We start from the raw sequence: 17,664 nt of genomic DNA, 5'->3' as shown, positions 1-17,664 counted from the left end.
CGCCCGGCCCCGGGCTCCGTCAGCCCCGGGGCCCCGCGATGAGCTTGCCGCCCTCCGCGGTGACCGGCACCGCGGGCAGCGGTACGGTCGCCGGGCCGCGCAGCGCCTTGCCGGTGGTGACGTCGAACTTGCTGCCGTGGCACGGGCAGTCGCCCACGGTCCCTTCCAGCTTCTCCAGCAGGCAGCCGGCGTGGGTGCACTGCGCGCTGAACGCCTTGTACTCGCCCTCGGCCGGGCAGCTCACGACCAGGCGCTCTTCCCGGTAGAGCTTGGCGCCCCCGACCGGCACCGCGTCGGCCGCTCCGAGGTCGACCGGCGTGGTGGGCGTGGGGGTCTCGGCGTGGCCGAGCTTGGACTCGGTGGAGCAGGCGGCCGCCGCCAGCCCCGCCGTACCGGCGAGCGCGGCCCCCTTCAGCACGGTACGGCGCGGGGCGGAAGGGCCGGGCATGGGTGTCTCCACAGGTCGGAGCGGTCGGCGTGACGCGGCGCCGGTGACATTCGCGACGATACCGGGGCCGTTCCGGTGCCCGACGGCCGGTCCCCCGGGGCGAGGGGCTCGTGAACGAAGGGTTCTCAGGCGAGGAAGGCGCCGACCGCCGACCGGAAGCCCTCCGGGTCTTCGGTCCAGGGCAGGTGACCGGCCCCGGCGAGCATCGTCCGGCGTACCCGGTGACGTACGCGCTCCAGGGAGTCGACCGCCCGCCGGGGCCGGATGTCCCGCTCCCACCTCGGGAGGACGGGCTCGCCCGGCCCGTCCGTTCCCCCGCGCCTGGTCCAGAGCCGGGTCCCGTCGTCGGCGGGCACCGCCGTCTCGTCGTCCATCCCGGCATCGTGCCGGGGCCGCGCCCAACGGCGGACGGAATCCCACGAGGCCGGGCGGACGGCGGACGGCCGGAAGCACGGACGGCCGCCCGCCGGAAATCCCGGGGCGGCCGTCGTCACGACGCCACTGCCTGCCGTGCCGGTCAGGAGCGACGGCGTGCGGCCGCCTTCTTGGAGGCCGCCTTCTTGGGAGCCGTCTGCCCGGCCACGGCTTCCTCGGCCACCGTCGCACCGACCGCCGTCTTCTTCGCCGCTGCCTTCCTGGTGACCGTCTTCCTGGCGGACGTCTTCCGGGGCGCGGCCTTCACCTGCGACGCGTCGCTGATCCGCTCGGCGTCCAGGATCTCCCGCAGGAACTTCCCGGTGTGGCTGGCGGGGACGCCGGCGACCTGCTCGGGGGAGCCCTCCGCGATCACCAGCCCACCGCCGCTGCCGCCTTCGGGCCCCATGTCGATCACCCAGTCCGCGGTCTTGATGACGTCCAGGTTGTGCTCGATGACGATCACCGTGTTGCCCTTGTCGACCAGGCCCGACAGCACGTTGATCAGCTTGCTGATGTCCTCGAAGTGCAGACCGGTCGTGGGCTCGTCCAGGACGTAGACCGTGCGGCCCGTGGAGCGCCGCTGGAGCTCGCTCGCCAGCTTCACCCGCTGGGCCTCGCCACCGGACAGGGTCGGCGCCGACTGCCCCAGCCGGACATAGCCGAGCCCCACCTCGTTGAGGGTCTTCAGATGGCGCGAGATGGTCGGCACGGCCTCGAAGAAGCCCAGGGCCTCCTCGATCGGCATGTCCAGCACCTCGGCGATGGACTTGCCCTTGTAGTGGACCTCCAGGGTCTCCCGGTTGTAGCGGGCGCCGTGGCAGACCTCGCACGGGACGTAGACGTCCGGCAGGAAGTTCATCTCGATCTTGATCGTGCCGTCGCCGGCGCAGTTCTCGCAGCGTCCGCCCTTGACGTTGAAGGAGAACCGCCCGGGGAGGTAACCGCGGACCTTCGCCTCCATCGTCTCGGCGAACAGCTTGCGCACGTGGTCGAAGACGCCCGTGTATGTGGCGGGGTTGGACCTGGGCGTCCGGCCGATGGGCGACTGGTCGACGTGGACGACCTTGTCGACCAGGTCGTCGCCGTCGACCCTGGTGTGCCGGCCGGGCACCGACTTCGCACCGTTCAGCTCGCGCGCCAGGTGCGTGTAGAGGATGTCGTTGACCAGCGTCGACTTGCCGGACCCCGAGACGCCCGTGACCGCGGTGAACACGCCGAGCGGGAACGAGACCTCGATGTCCTGGAGGTTGTTCTCCCTGGCGCCGTGCACGGTCAGCCGGCGCGCCGGGTCGAAGGGCCTGCGCAGGTCGGGGACCGGGATCGCCTTCTTGCCGGCCAGATACCGGCCCGTCATCGACTCCTCGTTGGCCAGCAGGCCCTTCAGGGGCCCGGAGTGCACGACCTTGCCCCCGTGCTCACCCGCGCCGGGGCCGATGTCGACCACCCAGTCCGCGACCTTGATGGTGTCCTCGTCGTGCTCCACGACGATCAGCGTGTTGCCCATGTCCCGCAGTCGGACCAGGGTCTCGATGAGCCGGTGGTTGTCGCGCTGGTGCAGGCCGATGGACGGTTCGTCCAGGACGTACAGCACGCCGACGAGTCCCGAGCCGATCTGGGTGGCGAGCCGGATGCGCTGGGCCTCGCCGCCGGAGAGGGTGCCCGCCGCCCGGCTGAGCGAGAGGTAGTCCAGGCCGACGTCGACCAGGAACCTCAGCCGTTCGTTGACCTCCTTGAGCACCCTCTCGGCGATCTTCTTGTCGCGCTCGTTCAGCCGGAGTTCGGCCAGGAAGTCGGAGCAGTCGCTGATCGACATCCCGGCGACCTCGGCGATGGACTTCCCCATCACCGTCACCGCGAGGACGATCGGCTTGAGCCGCGTCCCCTCACAGGTCGGGCAGGGCACCTCGCGCATGTAGCCCTCGAAGCGCTCCCTGCTGGAGTCGCTCTCGGCCTCCGAGTGGCGCCGCTTGACGAAGGTGACCGCGCCCTCGAAGGCGGGCGTGGTGTAGGCGCGCTCACGCCCGTACCTGTTCCGGTAGCGGACCTCCACCTGCGTCTTGTGGCCGTACAGCAGGGCCTTTCTGGCCCGTTGCGGCAGCCCGGCCCAGGGGATGTCCGTACGGAACCCGAGCGCCTGGGAGAGGCCGCCGATCAGGCGGCCGAAGTATTCCTTCGTATGGCCGTGGGACCAGGGGTGGATCGCGCCCTCGTCGAGCGACCTCTCCTCGTCCGGAACGATCAGCTCCGGGTCGACCTCCATGCGCGTACCGATGCCCGTGCAGTCCGGGCAGGCGCCGAAGGGCGAGTTGAAGGAGAACGAGCGGGGCTCGAGCTCCTCGAACGAGAGGTCGTCGTACGGGCAGTACAGGTGCTCCGAGTACATGCGCTCACGCTCGGGGTCGTCCTCGGGGAGGTCCACGAAGTCGAGCACGACCATGCCCCCGGAGAGACCGAGGGCGGTCTCGACCGAGTCGGTCAGCCGGCGCTTGGCGCTGTCCTTGACCGTGAGGCGGTCGACGACCACCTCGATCGTGTGCTTCTCCTGCTTCTTCAGCTTGGGGGGCTCGGCGAGCTGGATCGTCCGGCCGTCCACCCTGGCCCGGCTGTAGCCCTTGGTCTGGAGGTCCGAGAAGAGGTCCACGAACTCGCCCTTGCGCTCACGGACGAGCGGCGAGAGGACCTGGAAGCGGCTGCCCTCCGGCAGCTCCAGCACCTTGTCCACGATGGCCTGCGGCGACTGCCGGGAGATCGGCCGGGCGCACTCGGGGCAGTGCGGCTTGCCGATCCGCGCGAAGAGCAGCCGGAGGTAGTCGTAGACCTCCGTGATCGTGCCCACCGTCGAGCGCGGGTTGCGCGAGGTCGACTTCTGGTCGATGGAGACGGCCGGGGAGAGGCCTTCTATGAAGTCGACGTCCGGCTTGTCCATCTGGCCGAGGAACTGCCGGGCGTAGGAGGACAGCGACTCCACGTACCGGCGCTGCCCCTCGGCGAAGATCGTGTCGAACGCGAGCGAGGACTTGCCCGACCCGGAGAGCCCGGTGAAGACGATGAGTGAGTCACGGGGCAGGTCGAGCGAGACGTTCTTGAGATTGTGCTCGCGCGCGCCACGGACGATGAGACGGTCGGCCACGCCGGTCCGCACCTTTCTGAAGAGAAACAGGGGCGCTGCCCCCTTCCCAGACTAGGGGGGTCGCCAGAGCGATGGACTGCCAATCGGCGGAGCAGCCCGTCCCGGGGGCCGGGGCGGACATCCGCCTACATGCCAGGATGCCTCCTCCGAGGTTATAGCACGCACATTCGATTTACGGCCGCTCGTGGCTGTCTTCACCCGATCGAGTGGTAGCGCTAGGGTCGGCGCCATGACCGCACCCACGCCTGACCTGGCCTCCCTACGTGAGACGACCGACCGGTTCCTCGGCGCGGCCGCCGAGCTGGACGACGCGGCACTCACCGAGCCGTCGCTGCTTCCCGGCTGGAGCCGGGGGCATGTCCTGGCCCATGTCGCCCGGAACGCGGACGCGCTGGTGAACGTGGTGGAGGGGCGCCCGATGTACGCGGACGAGGCGACGCGGGACGCCGACATCGAGCGGGACGCCCACCGGCCCCTCGACGTCCACCTGACCGATCTGCGTAACACCGCGGAGCGGTTCCGGCATTCCGTGACGGCGTCCGACGACTGGGGCCGGGTGGTCACCCTGCGCAACGGCGTGACGGACACGGTCGCCCGCCTGCCGTTCCGACGGCTGGTGGAGGTGGAGCTGCACCACGTCGACCTCGGGATCGGCCGGGCACTGGAGGACCTGTCCGACGAGTTCACCGAGCGGGAGATCGCCTTTCTCGCGGAGCGCTTCTCGGGGAACGGGGCGATCCCGCCGGTGACCCTGAGCGCACCCGACGGACGCACCTGGCGCACCGGCTCCACCGAGGCCGCGGCGGACGGCCCGCGGTCCGTCACGGGCCCCGCGGCGGACCTGCTGGGCTGGCTCGCGGGACGCCGCGACGGGGCGGCGCTGGCCTGCTCCGGCGGGCCGCTGCCCACCCTGCCCCCGCTATAGGCTGATCCTCATGACGTACACCGGAGCGGTGAAGGTCGGCGGACCGGCGGATGTGCACGAACTGCCCGCCCTGATGATCTCCAAGGTCGCCGTCGGGCCCATGGACAACAACGCCTATCTCCTGCGCTGCCGGGCGACCGGCGAGCAGTTGCTGATCGACGCGGCGAACGACGCCGCCACGCTGTTGACGCTGATCGGTGACGACGGCCTCGCGTCCGTCGTCACCACTCACCGCCACGGCGACCACTGGCAGGCGCTGGGCGAGGTGGTGGCGGCCACCGGCGCCCGTACGTACGCGGGCCGGTACGACACCGAGGCCATCCCCGTCACCACCGATGTGCCGGTCGAGGACGGGGACACGATCCGGGTCGGGGACGTGGCCCTCACCGCCGTCCATCTCGTGGGGCACACGCCGGGCTCGATCGCCCTCGTCTACGACGACCCGCACGGCCACGCCCATGTCTTCACCGGCGACTGCCTCTTCCCCGGCGGCCCGGGCAGGACGGGGAACCCCACCGACTTCGCGAGCCTGATGGACGGGCTGGAGGCCAAGATCTTCGGGCCGCTGTCGGACGAGACCTGGGTCTACCCCGGCCACGGCAACGACTCCACCCTGGGCACGGAGCGCCCGCACCTCGCGGAGTGGCGCGCCCGCGGCTGGTGACCCACGACGCGAAACAGGCGTGCGGGGTGGGTGACAAGTCTGTCACCCACCCCGCACGCGCTTCGGCCACGGCCTGGACCGGCGGCCCCGGCTCCGGCCCCGGTCCGCGCCGGAGCCGGGGCCGGGCCTCGGAAGCCGGCCGGCTCAGGCGCCGATGCTGTCCTTGGCCGCCTTCTCGGCCGCCTCGCGCTCGGCCTGCTTCTTGGAGGCGATCAGGCTGGTGATCGTGGTGACGACGAGGACACCGCAGATGACCGCCAGCGAGACCGGGATGGAGATCTCGGGGACGTGCACCCCGGTCTCGTGCAGCGCGTGCAGGACGAGCTTGACCCCGATGAAGCCCAGGATGACCGACAGCCCGTAGCTGAGGTGCACCAGCTTCCTCAGCAGCCCGCCTATGAGGAAGTACAGCTGCCGCAGGCCCATCAGCGCGAACGCGTTGGCCGTGAAGACGATGTACGGGTCCTGGGTCAGGCCGAAGATCGCGGGTATGGAGTCCAGCGCGAACAGCACGTCGGTGGTGCCGATGGCGAGCATGACGACCATCAGCGGGGTGAGCACCCGCTTGCCGTTCTCCCGGATGAACAGCTTGGTGCCGTGGTACTTGTCGGCCACGCCGAAGCGCTGCTCGATGGACTTGAGGAGGCGGTTCTCCTCGAACTCCTCTTCCTCCTCGTCGGAGCGCGCCTCCTGGATGAGCTTCCAGGCGGTGTAGATCAGGAACGCGCCGAAGATGAAGAAGACCCACGAGAAGCTGGCGATGATCGCGGCGCCCGCCGCGATGAAGACCGCCCGCAGCACCAGGGCTATCAGCACACCGATGAGCAGTACGCGCTGCTGGAGGTGTGACGGCACCGAGAACTTCGCCATGATCAGTACGAAGACGAAGAGGTTGTCGACACTGAGCGACTTCTCGGTGATGAAGCCGGCGAAGAACTCACCGGACGCCTGGCCCGTACCGAAGACCATCAGGCCGAGGCCGAACAGCACGGCGAGGGCGATCCAGACGACCGTCCATATACCGGCTTCCTTGATCGACACGTCATGGGGCTTGCGCCCGATGAAGAAGTCGACGGCGATCAGGGCGGTCAGACCAAGAATGGTCGCCACCCACAGGTTCATCGAAACGTCCACTGCGCCTCCGGCGTCGTACGGCTACTGATCAGCGTCGTCGCTGCCGGAGGTCTCCTCCACCCGGGCGGCTCATGACCGCTCCCCGGGCCGACGCCCCGGGATCGATGGCGATCCGTATTGACGGGCACGTCGCGAGGCGGGAGTACTCCCCTCCGCTCTGAAGGAGAGTACAGGAATCACCAAGGAAAGGTAAAGAAAAAGGTAAAGGGTTCTCAAATACGCAGGTCAGAGCCGCCATGGCTGGCGTGCGGACGCCACATGGCCAAGGACGTCGAGGAGTACCCGGCTGCCGTTCGGCACGGCCGGCGGCTCGTAGGTCCACGCGTGACCGACCCAGGGATCGGCCAGGTGGTCGTCCGGCACCGGCGTGATCCGCAGCAGCGCCCGCCACAGCGGGTCGAGGACCGGCCCGTACGCACGCGCGTCCGCGCGGTCCGCGACCATCAGCAGGTGCACCCCGACCGCCGGCCCCTCGTCGGCGAGGTAGCGCAGCTGGGTCACGGCGCGGTCGTCGAAGCCGTGCGGGAAGTCGTTGACGATCAGCAACTGCTCGGCGGTGTCCAGATCCGGCGGCAACGACTCGGCGGCCCCGCCGCGTATCGCCATCTGCACGAGGTCCACCCGCCGGGTGAGCCCCGCGAGGACGGCCGCCACTCCCCCGGCGCCCGCTCCGGGCGGCCCGGCCAGCACGCCCGCCCCGGTCAGCGGCGCCAGCGGACCGGCCGCCGTGCCGACGGGGTCGATCACATGGACGCCGAACCCGCCGGGCGGGTGGACCGCGAGCAGCCGGCCGGCGACGCCGACCGCGGTCTCCATGGCCATCAGACGCAGCTGATCGCCGTCCACTGCCGCGCCGGCCTCGGAGGCGGTCCGGCCGCTGTCGACCCACAGTCCGCGCTCCAACGGCAGCCGCACCAGCATCGGGATCCGCAGGCCGGGCCGCTCGGGGAGATGCACGTCCCCGAGCCGCAGCGCCATCGGGGTCTCCGTCGGCACGCGGTAGGCGTGCCAGACGGGACTGTCCCAACGGGCGTAGGCGGGCGGCAGGGCCGGCTCGACGACCTCGGACTCGGCGACGAGCTGGGCGAGATCACGGTCGAGCACCTCGCGAGCCCGTGCGACGAGCTGGTCGTGCTCGGCGCGGGCCGCTTCCCGGGCGGCACCGCCGGCCGGGCCCGTACGGTGGCGGGGATCGGACAGGACACGGTCCAGTTCCCGGTCCATCCGGGACTCCGCGAAGCCCACGGCACTGCGGTACGCGGCGACGCTGCGGGCCAGGTCCTCGAACATCCCCCAGACCTGGTTGTACAGGCGCTCGTCCATGGACCAGCCGGCGGCGTCGCCCGCGACCGGGCCCTCGGGCCGCCGCCGCGGGCCCGGCGGCGCGGCCGGCGAGGGCGTCCCCGGGGGCCGCACGGACGGGGACGCGGGTGCCCGCGGTGGTGAGGTGCCGCGGCCGGGATGGGTGTAGTCGATCGTCCCGCCCGCTCCCGCCGCACCGCCCGGCACGCCGCTGCCGGCGCGGGCGGGCCCGGCCGGTACCGGCGCGTCGGGCTGAGGGGGCCGTACCGTACCGGTCACCCGCCGGGCGACCGTGGCCCGGATGTCCGCGGCGACTGCGGAGGCCCGGGACACCCCCTGGTCCGCGAGGAGTTCGGCGAGCCCGCCGGCGTATCCCTGGCCGACGGCCCTGACCTTCCAGGCACCGTGCCGGCGGTAGAGCTCCAGCGCGATGACCGCGGACTCCGTGTCCAGTCCGGTGAGGGTGAACGCGGCGATGCCGGCCCCGTCGGCGTGGGTGACCGCGACGGAAGGGGCCGCTGTGGCGCCGAAGCGGCCGGGACCGCCGGCTTCCTCGGGGAGAGCGAGCAGCACACGCAGCAGGTGGACCCGCTCCGGAAGCGCCTCCAGGTCGACGTGGAAGCGCGGGCCGACGGCGGCCTGCCGGGAGACCTCGACGCCCGGGAGCGCGGGCGCGCCGGGGTGGACGATCCACTCGGTGCCCTGGACGGCGCCCCGGGCGTCACCGAGCGAGACACAGGGCACCAACGGTGCCCCGGCCGTCACCCGTATCTCCAGTCGGGTCCCGGGCAAGGGGTGGTTCTGCCCCCGGACCAGTTCGGCCGTCATCGCCCCTGTCCCTCTCGTCACTCTTCGTATGTCGGTCGTGGTCGTGGTACCCCGGTCGCCGGTCGCCGGCCGGGGTACCGGTGGTGAGGTACCGGCAGGCCGACGGGGCCCGAACGCGGCCGAACGGAGCGCTCCCGGAAGCCCGGCCTCCGGGAGCCGCGTGTCCCGCGGACAGGCCGTGTCCGTCCAATCCCCGCGGTCGCGCCTACAGGTGCGGCAGGATCGACGGCATCAGGTCCTGGAACGTACGTCCGTTGGCCGGGTTGCCGAGCGCCGTCATCTGCCAGCCACCACTGACGCGGTGCACCTTCGCCATGATCTGCGCGGTGTAGTGACCGCCGCCGTCGAGCGTGTAGCGCGCCAGCTCCTGGCCGTTGGTCTCGTCCACGATCCGGCAGAAGGCGTTCTGCACCTCCTGGAACGTCTGGCCGGTGAACGAGTTCACCGTGAAGACGATCTGGTCGATATGGACCGGGACACGCTCGAGGTCCACGAGGACCGCCTCGTCGTCACCGCCCTGTCCGGCTCCGCCCACCAGGTTGTCGCCGGTGTGCCGCACCGAACCGTCGTCGCTGACGAGGTGGCGGAAGAAGACGACGTCGACCGGCTGCTTGTCGGCGAACAGCACCGCGGAGGCGTCGAGGTCGATCTCGCGGGTACGGGAGCCGAACAGGCCCCTGCGCGGCGCGGCCCGCCAGCCGAGCCCCATACGGACCGCGGTCAGGGAGCCGCCGCCCTTCTTCTCCAGGCTGATGGCCTGCCCCTTGGTCAGATTGACCCCGGGGCCCCCGGGCGCACCGCCCTTGGATACGTCCACCACGCGCCGTCCCCTCTCGAATGGTTCCCCCGCAACCGTCCGTATGCGGTTGCGCAGCACCCTACGCAGTGGGGTGGACGACGCAGGAGGCCCGGGCCGTTTTTGTGTCGGTCCTGCAACACATGTCGGCCGCGTCCCGCACCAGGTCTCCCGGTGTGTCAGGCCACCCCCGCCTCCCTCATCTGTCGCAGCTCCTTCTTCAGCTCGCCCACCTCGTCCCGCAGCCGCGCGGCGACCTCGAACTGCAGCTCGGCCGCGGCGGCCCGCATCCGGTCCGTCATCTCCTCGATGATCCCGGCGAGTTCGGCCGCGGGGCGGTCGGTGACCAGCGCGCCCGGGGCGGCGGCCTTGCCGGCCCTCCCCGCCCTGCCACTCTGCGCGGCGGCCTTGCCACCGAGGGAGGGGACGGGTGTCGCGGCCGGCTTGCCGTCCTTCGCCTGCCGGTAGCCGGTGCCGAGCAGCGCCTCGGTGTCGACCTCCTCGCGCGCGATGGTCGCGACGATGTCGTTGATCTTCTTCCGCAGCGGCTGGGGGTCGATCCCGCGCTCGGTGTTGTAGGCGATCTGCTTGGCGCGGCGGCGGTTGGTCTCGTCGATGGCCTTCTCCATCGCCGGGGTCATCTTGTCCGCGTACATATGGACCTGGCCGGACACGTTGCGCGCGGCCCGCCCGATGGTCTGGATCAGCGAGGTCCCCGAGCGCAGGAAGCCCTCCTTGTCGGCGTCCAGGATGGCCACCAGGGAGACCTCCGGCAGGTCGAGGCCCTCCCTGAGGAGGTTGATACCGACCAGGACGTCGTACTCACCGGCACGCAGTTCGCGCAGCAGTTCGACCCGGCGCAGCGTGTCGACGTCGCTGTGCAGGTACCGCACCTGGATGCCCAGCTCCAGGAAGTAGTCGGTGAGGTCCTCGGCCATCTTCTTCGTGAGCGTGGTGACGAGGACCCGCTCGTCCTTCGCGGTGCGCTCGCGGATCTCGTGCACCAGGTCGTCGATCTGGCCCTCCGTGGGCTTGACGACGACCTCCGGGTCGACGAGACCGGTGGGGCGGATGATCTGCTCCACGAAGCCGTCGGAGCGGGAGAGCTCGTACTGGCCCGGGGTGGCCGACAGGTAGACGGTCTGGCCGATCCGTTCCTTGAACTCCTCCCACTTCAGCGGGCGGTTGTCCAGCGCGGACGGCAGCCGGAAGCCGTGGTCGACCAGCGTCCGCTTCCGGGAGGCGTCTCCTTCGTACATGGCGCCGATCTGCGGCACCGTGACATGCGACTCGTCGATGACCAGCAGGAAGTCCTCGGGAAAGTAGTCGAGGAGCGTGTTGGGGGCGGAGCCGGGGGCGCGGTCGTCGAAGTGCATCGAGTAGTTCTCGATGCCGGAGCAGGAGCCGATCTGGCGCATCATCTCGATGTCGTACGTCGTGCGCATGCGCAGCCGCTGGGACTCCAGGAGCTTGCCCTGCTTGTCCAGCTCGGCCAGGCGGGCCTCCAGCTCCCGCTCGATCCCGTTGACGGCCTTCTCCATGCGCTCGGGGCCCGCCACGTAGTGGCTCGCCGGGAAGACGTAGAGCTGCTGGTCGTCGCTGATGATCTCGCCGGTGAGGGGGTGCAGGGTCGAGAGTGCCTCGATCTCGTCCCCGAACATCTCGATGCGGACGGCCAGCTCCTCGTAGACCGGGAAGATCTCGATCGTGTCGCCCCGGACGCGGAAGGTGCCGCGGGTGAACGCGGCGTCGTTGCGCGTGTACTGGATGTCGACGAACCGGCGCAGCAGCTGGTCCCGGTCGATCTCCTCGCCGACCTTCAGCGGGACCATGCGGTCCACGTACTCCTGGGGCGTGCCGAGGCCGTAGATGCAGGACACGGAGGCGACCACGACCACGTCGCGGCGGGTGAGCAGGGAATTCGTCGCTGAGTGGCGCAGCCGCTCGACCTCCTCGTTGATGGAGGAGTCCTTCTCGATGTAGGTGTCCGACTGCGGGACGTACGCCTCGGGCTGGTAGTAGTCGTAGTACGAGACGAAGTACTCGACGGCGTTGTTCGGCAGGAGCTCGCGGAACTCGTTGGCCAGCTGGGCGGCGAGCGTCTTGTTCGGCGCCATCACGAGCGTGGGGCGCTGGAGCCGCTCGATCATCCAGGCGGTGGTCGCCGACTTTCCCGTGCCGGTCGCGCCGAGGAGGACGACGTCCTTCTCCCCCGCGTCGATTCGGCGGGCCAGGTCTGCGATGGCCGTGGGCTGGTCGCCGCTGGGCTGGTAGGGGCTGACGACCTCGAAAGGCGCCACCGTACGTTCGATGCTGGAAACGGGCCGCATGGATCCACCGTACGACCCCGCACTGACAGCCGGGTCCGGACGACCCCGGGCGGGCCGCTCCCGGCAGCCCCGGCGGCTGCCGGCGGCCCTGGCGGTTTCTGCCACCGGAGGAGAGATCCTGGACGCCCGAGCCCGCCCCGGGGCGGAAACCGCCGCCGGGACGGACGGAGCGGGGTCGGTACGGGGTCAGCGGTCGGTACACGGTCAGTGGTCGTGGAGGTCCGTACGGCCCTGGTGCGAGGCCCGGACGGCGGCCCTGCCCGCCACGTCGCCGTGGTCGCGGGAGCGGGCCCCGGCCGCGTCGGTGACCCGCGGGGAGGAGCGTGGCCGTATCCGCTGTGCGGGCACGCCGGTCCGCCCGCACGTCTCCGCCGCGGGGTTCCGGGCCTGGCGGTGACCGCGGTCGCCGGCCACGAGGGCCGGGTCGACGAACACGGCCAGTCCGGCGAGCAGCAGGAAGAGGGTCGGACCGACCAGCATGGGGGCGAGCAGTTCGGCGGCCGGCACCCCCCCGGCCGCGGAGAGGTCGTCCGTCAGATGGACGGTGACCCCGGCCATGCCCGTGTAGTGCATCCCGGTCACCGCGACGCCCATCACCAGGCTGGCGCCCACGCTCGTCAGCAGCCCGCGGCGCGAGGCGACGGTCCACAGCGCCGTGATCGCCGCCGCGACGGCGATCACCACGGAGAACACGACGGTCACGGTGTCGTACGAGATACGGCCGTGCAGGCGTATGCCGGCCATTCCGAGGTAGTGCGAGGTGGCGATGCCGAGGCCCGTGATCGTGCCCCCGGTGATCAAGGCCATCGTGGTCGTACGGCGATAGCCGACGATGAAGATCCCGATGCCGACCATGACGATGGCGACGACGAGGCTCGCGACGGTCGTCAGCCGGTCGTAGCCGATGGGGACCTCACTGACCGAGAAGCCCATCATCGCAATGAAGTGCATGGTCCAGACGCCGGACCCGATCGAGGCCGCGCCCAGCGCGAGTGCGCCGGGCTTCCACGACCTCCGCACGCGCAGGGCCCTGGCGGTGCAGCGCAGGCCGAGCGCCCCGCCGAGGCAGGCCATGAGGAAAGCCGCCACAGGCGTGACAAGGCCGTAGCTGAATCCGTCGACTGTGCCCTGCATGGCGATACGTCCTCACCCCTTGTGCGCGTGCATACGGAAGCGCTGGCTCGGGGCGAGAGTAGGACGGCCGACCCGCTGAGCAAACCGCGGGCTGCCGATTTGTCGACAGGGAGGCGGCAAAAGCACGCTTCGTCACGGCTTTCCCCCGGCCTGCTTCACGTTTCCGGCACGGCTTCCCCATGCCCGGCCGCGCGCCGCCGCCCGGTCGCGCCCGTGGCTTCATATGGTGGCCAACCTTCGCCTGCCCGCTGTTGGCCGGGGCCTGGCACGCTCGGGCCGACCGTCCTTCCACGACGCGAGGAGTCCACGTGTACGCACGCGCATCGGTGACAACGGCCGCCGCCCTGCTGGCGATCACGGCGCTGGTCCTGCCGGGCACCGCCACGGCGTCCCCGGACCGGGCGGCCGCACCGGCCGCCGGGGCCGCCCCGGGCGCGGTCCCGGCTGCGAAGGGCGCCGGTAGCCCGCTGGTGATCGCGCACCGGGGAGCCTCCGCGTACGCGCCGGAGAACACCCTGGAGGCCGTCGAGGCGGCGGACGACCTCGGCGTCGACTGGGTGGAGAACGACGTGCAGCGCACCAAGGACGGCCAGCTGGTCGTGATCCACGACGACAATCTCCGGCGGACCACCGACGTGGAGACGCTCTACCCCGACCGGGCGCCCTGGAAGGTCAAGGACTTCACGGCGGCGGAGATCGCACGGCTCGACGCGGGGAGCTGGTTCGGCGATCGCTGGGCGGGCGCGCGCGTGCCGACGCTGACGCAGTACCTGCGCGCCCTGGAGGCGAACCGCCAGAAGCTGCTGCTGGAGATCAAGGCGCCGGAGCTGTACCCCGGCATCGAGAAGGAGATCCTCCGGGTACTGCGCGAGGAGGGCTGGCTGGACCGCGACCACGTCCGGCGCCGGCTGGTGATCCAGAGCTTCAGCGCGGACAGCGTCCGCGCGGTGCACGAGCGGCGCCCCGATGTGACGACCGGCTTCCTCGGCACCCCGGCGGTGGCGGACCTGCCCTCCTACGCCGCGTTCACCGACCAGATCAACCCCACGCACACCTCGCTCACCGCCGACTACGTGGCGGCGGCGCACCGGCTGAAGGGGGCGCACGGCAAGCCGCTCACCGTCAGCACGTGGACGGTCAACGACGCGGCGGGCGCGGTGCGCGTGGCCGGTTTCGGGGTGGACGGAATCATCACCAACAACCCTGACGTGGTGCGGGACGCGGTGGGCTGAGCGCCGTCCGACCCCCGTCGGCGCTCCACTGTCAGAGGGCGCCCGTACCGTGGTCCACATGAACACCATCGGGCAGTCGTCCGGGCGGTCACGGGTGGAGTGGACGGTCGTGCCCAGCGGCATCGGCCCGCTGCTGCTGGCCGCGACCGGCCAGGGGCTGGTGCGGGTCGTCTTCCACGCGGACGGGCGGGTACGGGACGGGGCGCTCGACGCGCTCGGTGACCGGCTGGGGGCGGAGCTCGTGGAGTCCGCCTCGGGCCGGCTCGCCGAGCCGATATCCGCGCTGTCGGCGTATTTCGCGGGCCGGCTGCGGGAGTTCGCGCTGCCGCTGGACTGGACGCTGTGCACGGGCTTCAACCGCCAGGTGCTGCGCGAACTGGCGACGGGGGTGTCGTACGGGACGGTGGTCGGGTACGGCGACCTGGCCGGGCGGGTGGGCCGACCGGAGGCGGCGCAGGCGGTCGGCGCGGCGATGGGGGCCAATCCACTGCCGGTGGTCGTGCCGTGCCACCGTGTGGTGGAGAGCGGCGGCGGGCTCGGCGGTTTCGGTGGCGGGCTGGAGACGAAGCGGCGGCTGCTGGCGCTGGAAGGGGTCCTCCCGGAGCCGCTCTTCTGAGCGGGAGGCGCCGTCTACTCCGCCTGGGAGACACCGTGCGGTCTCGTGGAAGCGCACGCTTGTACGCCTTCCATACCGGGATTAACCTGATTTATGGAGCGCGACCGGGCGTACAGTCCGTTGGGTGGCGTGCGTGGGGGAGGTCGTACGGCCTTCGGCCGACCGGTTCTCCGCGCCCTTCAGCCGGCCGGACCGTCCGCGCGGTGGCGGGCTCTTCCCGCACAGAGATGCGCACGAGAGATACGCACAGACCGAGTGATCCACCGGACGGTGGGTCCGAAGGGACGGCGAGCCGGCATGAGCGGAGGAAACAGGGCGGTCGCTTACATCAAGCCGGGTGAGGTGGACGTCAGGACCATCGACTACCCCACGCTCGAACTGAAAGACGGGCCGGGAGTGGCTCGCGACAACGTGGGCCGGGTCTGCCGGCACGGAGTCATACTCAAAATCCTGGCCACCAACATATGTGGCAGCGACCAGCACATGGTGCGTGGCCGCACCACGGCCCCCGAGGGCCTGGTACTCGGGCACGAGATCACGGGGGAAGTCGTCGAACGCGGTCCCGACGTCGAGTTCATCGAGGTCGGGGACATCGTGTCGGTGCCCTTCAACATCGCCTGCGGACGTTGCCGCAACTGCAAGGAGCGGAAGACGGGCATCTGCCTGAACGTCAACCCCGCCCGCCCGGGCGCCGCGTACGGCTATGTGGACATGGGCGGCTGGGTCGGCGGCCAGGCAGAGTACGTGATGGTGCCGTACGCGGACTTCAACCTGCTTCGCTTCCCCGACCGGGACGCGGCCCGTGACAAGCTCCTCGACCTGACGATGCTGTCGGACATCTTCCCGACCGGCTACCACGGCGCGATCACCGCGGGGACGAAGGTCGGCTCCACGGTGTACGTCGCGGGCGCGGGTCCCGTGGGTCTGGCGGCGGCGGCAGCGGCGCAGTTGCTCGGCGCGGCGGTCGTCATCGTCGGCGACCTGAACGGTGAACGGCTGGCCCAGGCCCGTAGCTTCGGGTGCGAGACGGTCGATCTCACCCAGGGCGCCCTCGACGAGCAGATAGCCCAGATCGTGGGCGAACCGGAAGTGGACGCGGCCGTCGACGCGGTCGGGTTCGAGGCGAGGGCTCACAGGCCCGACGCCGAGGAGGCACCGGCGACCGTGCTCAACTCCCTGATGAGAGTGGTCAGGGCGGGCGGCGCGCTCGGTATTCCGGGGCTGTACGTGACCGAGGACCCCGGAGGCGTCGACCAGGACGCCAAGACCGGGACGCTGAAGGTACGGCTGGGCCTGGGCTGGGCGAAGAGCCATGAGTTCACCACGGGCCAGTGCCCGGTGATGAAGTACCACCGTGAACTGATGATGGCGATCCTGCACGACAAGGTCCACATCGCCAAGGCGGTCAACGCGACGGTGATCAGGCTGGACGACGCCCCGCGCGGCTACGCGGAGTTCGACCAGGGTGCGAGCCGTAAGTACGTGCTGAATCCGCATGGCGCGCTGGACGGGGTGAAGGCCGCCTGACAGGCCTGCCCACGATCCTTGCCCCCGACCGGAGACCGCCGGGCCGTGATGGAACGGCCCGGCGGTCTCCGGCCGGGGAGCGGAATCGGTACGGCCGGTGACGTTTGCGGGCGTTCCGCGGGTGCCATGGATGGGGACATGCCAGACACCACGACAGTGCAGCTGTCCCCCGACGTCCGGGAGGCGCTCGCCGCGCGTCGCCCCGTGGTCGCGCTGGAGTCGACGATCATCGCGCACGGACTGCCTCGCCCGCGCAATCTGGCCGTCGCGGAGGAACTGGAAGGCATCGTACGGTCCGCGGGCGCCGTCCCCGCGACCGTGGCCGTGCTCGACGGCCGGCCGCATGTGGGCCTGAGCGGCGAGCAGTTGGAGCGGGTGGCCCAGGACGACTCCGTACGGAAGCTGGGGCAGCGCGACCTCGCGCCGGCTCTCGCACTGCGCGCGAGCGGCGCGACCACGGTGTCCGCCACGGCGTTCCTCGCGGCGCGGGCCGGGATCCGCGTCTTCGCGACGGGCGGGCTGGGCGGGGTGCACCGGGGCTGGACCGAGACACAGGACGAGTCGGCCGATCTGCGGCTGCTCGCCAGGACCCGGATCACGGTGGTGTGCGCGGGCGTCAAGTCGATCCTCGACGTACCGGCGACGCTCCAGCGGCTGGAGACCCTGGGCGTGGGTGTCCTCGGCTACGGCACGGACCGCTTTCCCGGTTTCTACCTCGCCTCGTCCGGTGAGCCCGTCGACTGGACGGTCCGTACGCCCGAGGAGGTGGCGGCGGTGATCGGCGCGCGGGACGCGCTGGGCGGACCGGCGGCGGCCCTGCTGGTGGCCAATCCCGTGCCCGAGTCGGAGCAGTTGGACCCGGACCTGCACGACCGGGTGCTCGGGGAGGCACTGGCGGAGTGCCGGGAGCGGGGCGTCGGGGGCCAGGCCGTCACGCCGTTCCTGCTGGACCAGTTGACGCGACGGACGCGCGGCGCGTCGTTGGAGGCCAACCTGGCGGCGGTGCGCGGCAACGTCCGGCTCGCGGCCCGGATCGCGGCGGCTCTGTGAGGCACGGAGGCGGACCGGCGGCAGCGCCCGCCCGCCCCGGGCCCCGGCCCGACGTACCGCGCCCCGCCCTACCGCGTACCCCTGCGTCTCCTGCCGGCACATCGTCCGCCCGTTTGTCGCGTGACGGCACA

At 71.1% G+C, this 17,664-nt stretch carries 14 protein-coding genes; 6 read left to right on the top strand and 8 right to left on the bottom strand.

Annotation, left to right across the window (positions count from 1 at the left end):
• Positions 1–19: 19 nt before the first annotated feature.
• From IG02_RS0126325 to uvrA, 3 genes are all read right to left on the bottom strand, one after another.
• Positions 20–448, bottom strand: a complete 429-nt coding sequence (locus IG02_RS0126325; protein ID WP_030753100.1) for a Rieske (2Fe-2S) protein — start codon at positions 446–448, stop codon at positions 20–22.
• A 125-nt stretch (positions 449–573) separates the two neighbouring features.
• On the bottom strand, positions 574–822 hold the full coding sequence (locus tag IG02_RS43695) for a hypothetical protein (protein ID WP_030753097.1): 249 nt from the start codon (positions 820–822) through the stop codon (positions 574–576).
• A gap of 143 nt (positions 823–965) precedes the next feature.
• Positions 966–3,995 (bottom strand): excinuclease ABC subunit UvrA, encoded by a 3,030-nt coding sequence (gene uvrA, locus IG02_RS0126315; protein WP_030753094.1) that lies wholly within the window; start codon positions 3,993–3,995, stop codon positions 966–968.
• 229 nt (positions 3,996–4,224) lie between these two features.
• On the opposite strand from uvrA, the gene IG02_RS0126310 reads away from it, so the two are divergent.
• Complete coding sequence (locus IG02_RS0126310; protein ID WP_030753091.1) at positions 4,225–4,920, top strand: maleylpyruvate isomerase family mycothiol-dependent enzyme; 696 nt, start codon at positions 4,225–4,227, stop codon at positions 4,918–4,920.
• Positions 4,921–4,930: 10 nt separating this feature from the next.
• Positions 4,931–5,584: an MBL fold metallo-hydrolase gene (locus IG02_RS0126305; protein ID WP_030753087.1), complete on the top strand. Its 654-nt coding sequence runs from the start codon at positions 4,931–4,933 to the stop codon at positions 5,582–5,584.
• Positions 5,585–5,728: 144 nt separating this feature from the next.
• On the opposite strand, the gene IG02_RS0126300 is transcribed toward IG02_RS0126305, so the two are convergent.
• The 5 genes from IG02_RS0126300 to IG02_RS0126280 form a co-directional block, all read right to left on the bottom strand.
• Positions 5,729–6,718, bottom strand: a complete 990-nt coding sequence (locus tag IG02_RS0126300; RefSeq protein WP_030753085.1) for a TerC family protein — start codon at positions 6,716–6,718, stop codon at positions 5,729–5,731.
• A 225-nt stretch (positions 6,719–6,943) separates the two neighbouring features.
• Entirely contained in the window at positions 6,944–8,848 is a 1,905-nt protein-coding gene (locus tag IG02_RS0126295) for a TerD family protein (RefSeq protein WP_030753083.1), read from the bottom strand.
• Between the two features lie 205 nt (positions 8,849–9,053).
• Positions 9,054–9,668, bottom strand: a complete 615-nt coding sequence (locus tag IG02_RS0126290; protein WP_051765768.1) for a TerD family protein — start codon at positions 9,666–9,668, stop codon at positions 9,054–9,056.
• A gap of 155 nt (positions 9,669–9,823) precedes the next feature.
• Positions 9,824–11,974: an excinuclease ABC subunit UvrB gene (gene uvrB / locus IG02_RS0126285; protein ID WP_030753080.1), complete on the bottom strand. Its 2,151-nt coding sequence runs from the start codon at positions 11,972–11,974 to the stop codon at positions 9,824–9,826.
• Positions 11,975–12,178: 204 nt separating this feature from the next.
• Positions 12,179–13,108 (bottom strand): MHYT domain-containing protein, encoded by a 930-nt coding sequence (locus IG02_RS0126280; RefSeq protein ID WP_063756860.1) that lies wholly within the window; start codon positions 13,106–13,108, stop codon positions 12,179–12,181.
• Positions 13,109–13,416: 308 nt separating this feature from the next.
• Here IG02_RS0126280 and IG02_RS0126275 point away from each other — a divergent pair, with 308 nt between their 5' ends.
• From IG02_RS0126275 to IG02_RS0126260, 4 genes are all read left to right on the top strand, one after another.
• A complete protein-coding gene (locus tag IG02_RS0126275; protein WP_030753075.1) occupies positions 13,417–14,340 on the top strand; it encodes a glycerophosphodiester phosphodiesterase in 924 nt (307 codons plus the stop codon).
• A 58-nt stretch (positions 14,341–14,398) separates the two neighbouring features.
• Positions 14,399–14,956, top strand: a complete 558-nt coding sequence (locus IG02_RS0126270) for a methylated-DNA--[protein]-cysteine S-methyltransferase (protein ID WP_030753073.1) — start codon at positions 14,399–14,401, stop codon at positions 14,954–14,956.
• A 297-nt stretch (positions 14,957–15,253) separates the two neighbouring features.
• Positions 15,254–16,483, top strand: a complete 1,230-nt coding sequence (gene fdhA, locus IG02_RS0126265) for a formaldehyde dehydrogenase, glutathione-independent (RefSeq protein ID WP_030753070.1) — start codon at positions 15,254–15,256, stop codon at positions 16,481–16,483.
• Between the two features lie 138 nt (positions 16,484–16,621).
• A complete protein-coding gene (locus IG02_RS0126260; protein WP_030753068.1) occupies positions 16,622–17,533 on the top strand; it encodes a pseudouridine-5'-phosphate glycosidase in 912 nt (303 codons plus the stop codon).
• Positions 17,534–17,664 lie beyond the last annotated feature (131 nt).

This window comes from Streptomyces sp. NRRL F-5135 (assembly GCF_000719775.1).
GTDB lineage: Bacteria > Actinomycetota > Actinomycetes > Streptomycetales > Streptomycetaceae > Streptomyces > Streptomyces hebeiensis.
This window is presented reverse-complemented; position numbering and strand designations above follow the sequence as displayed.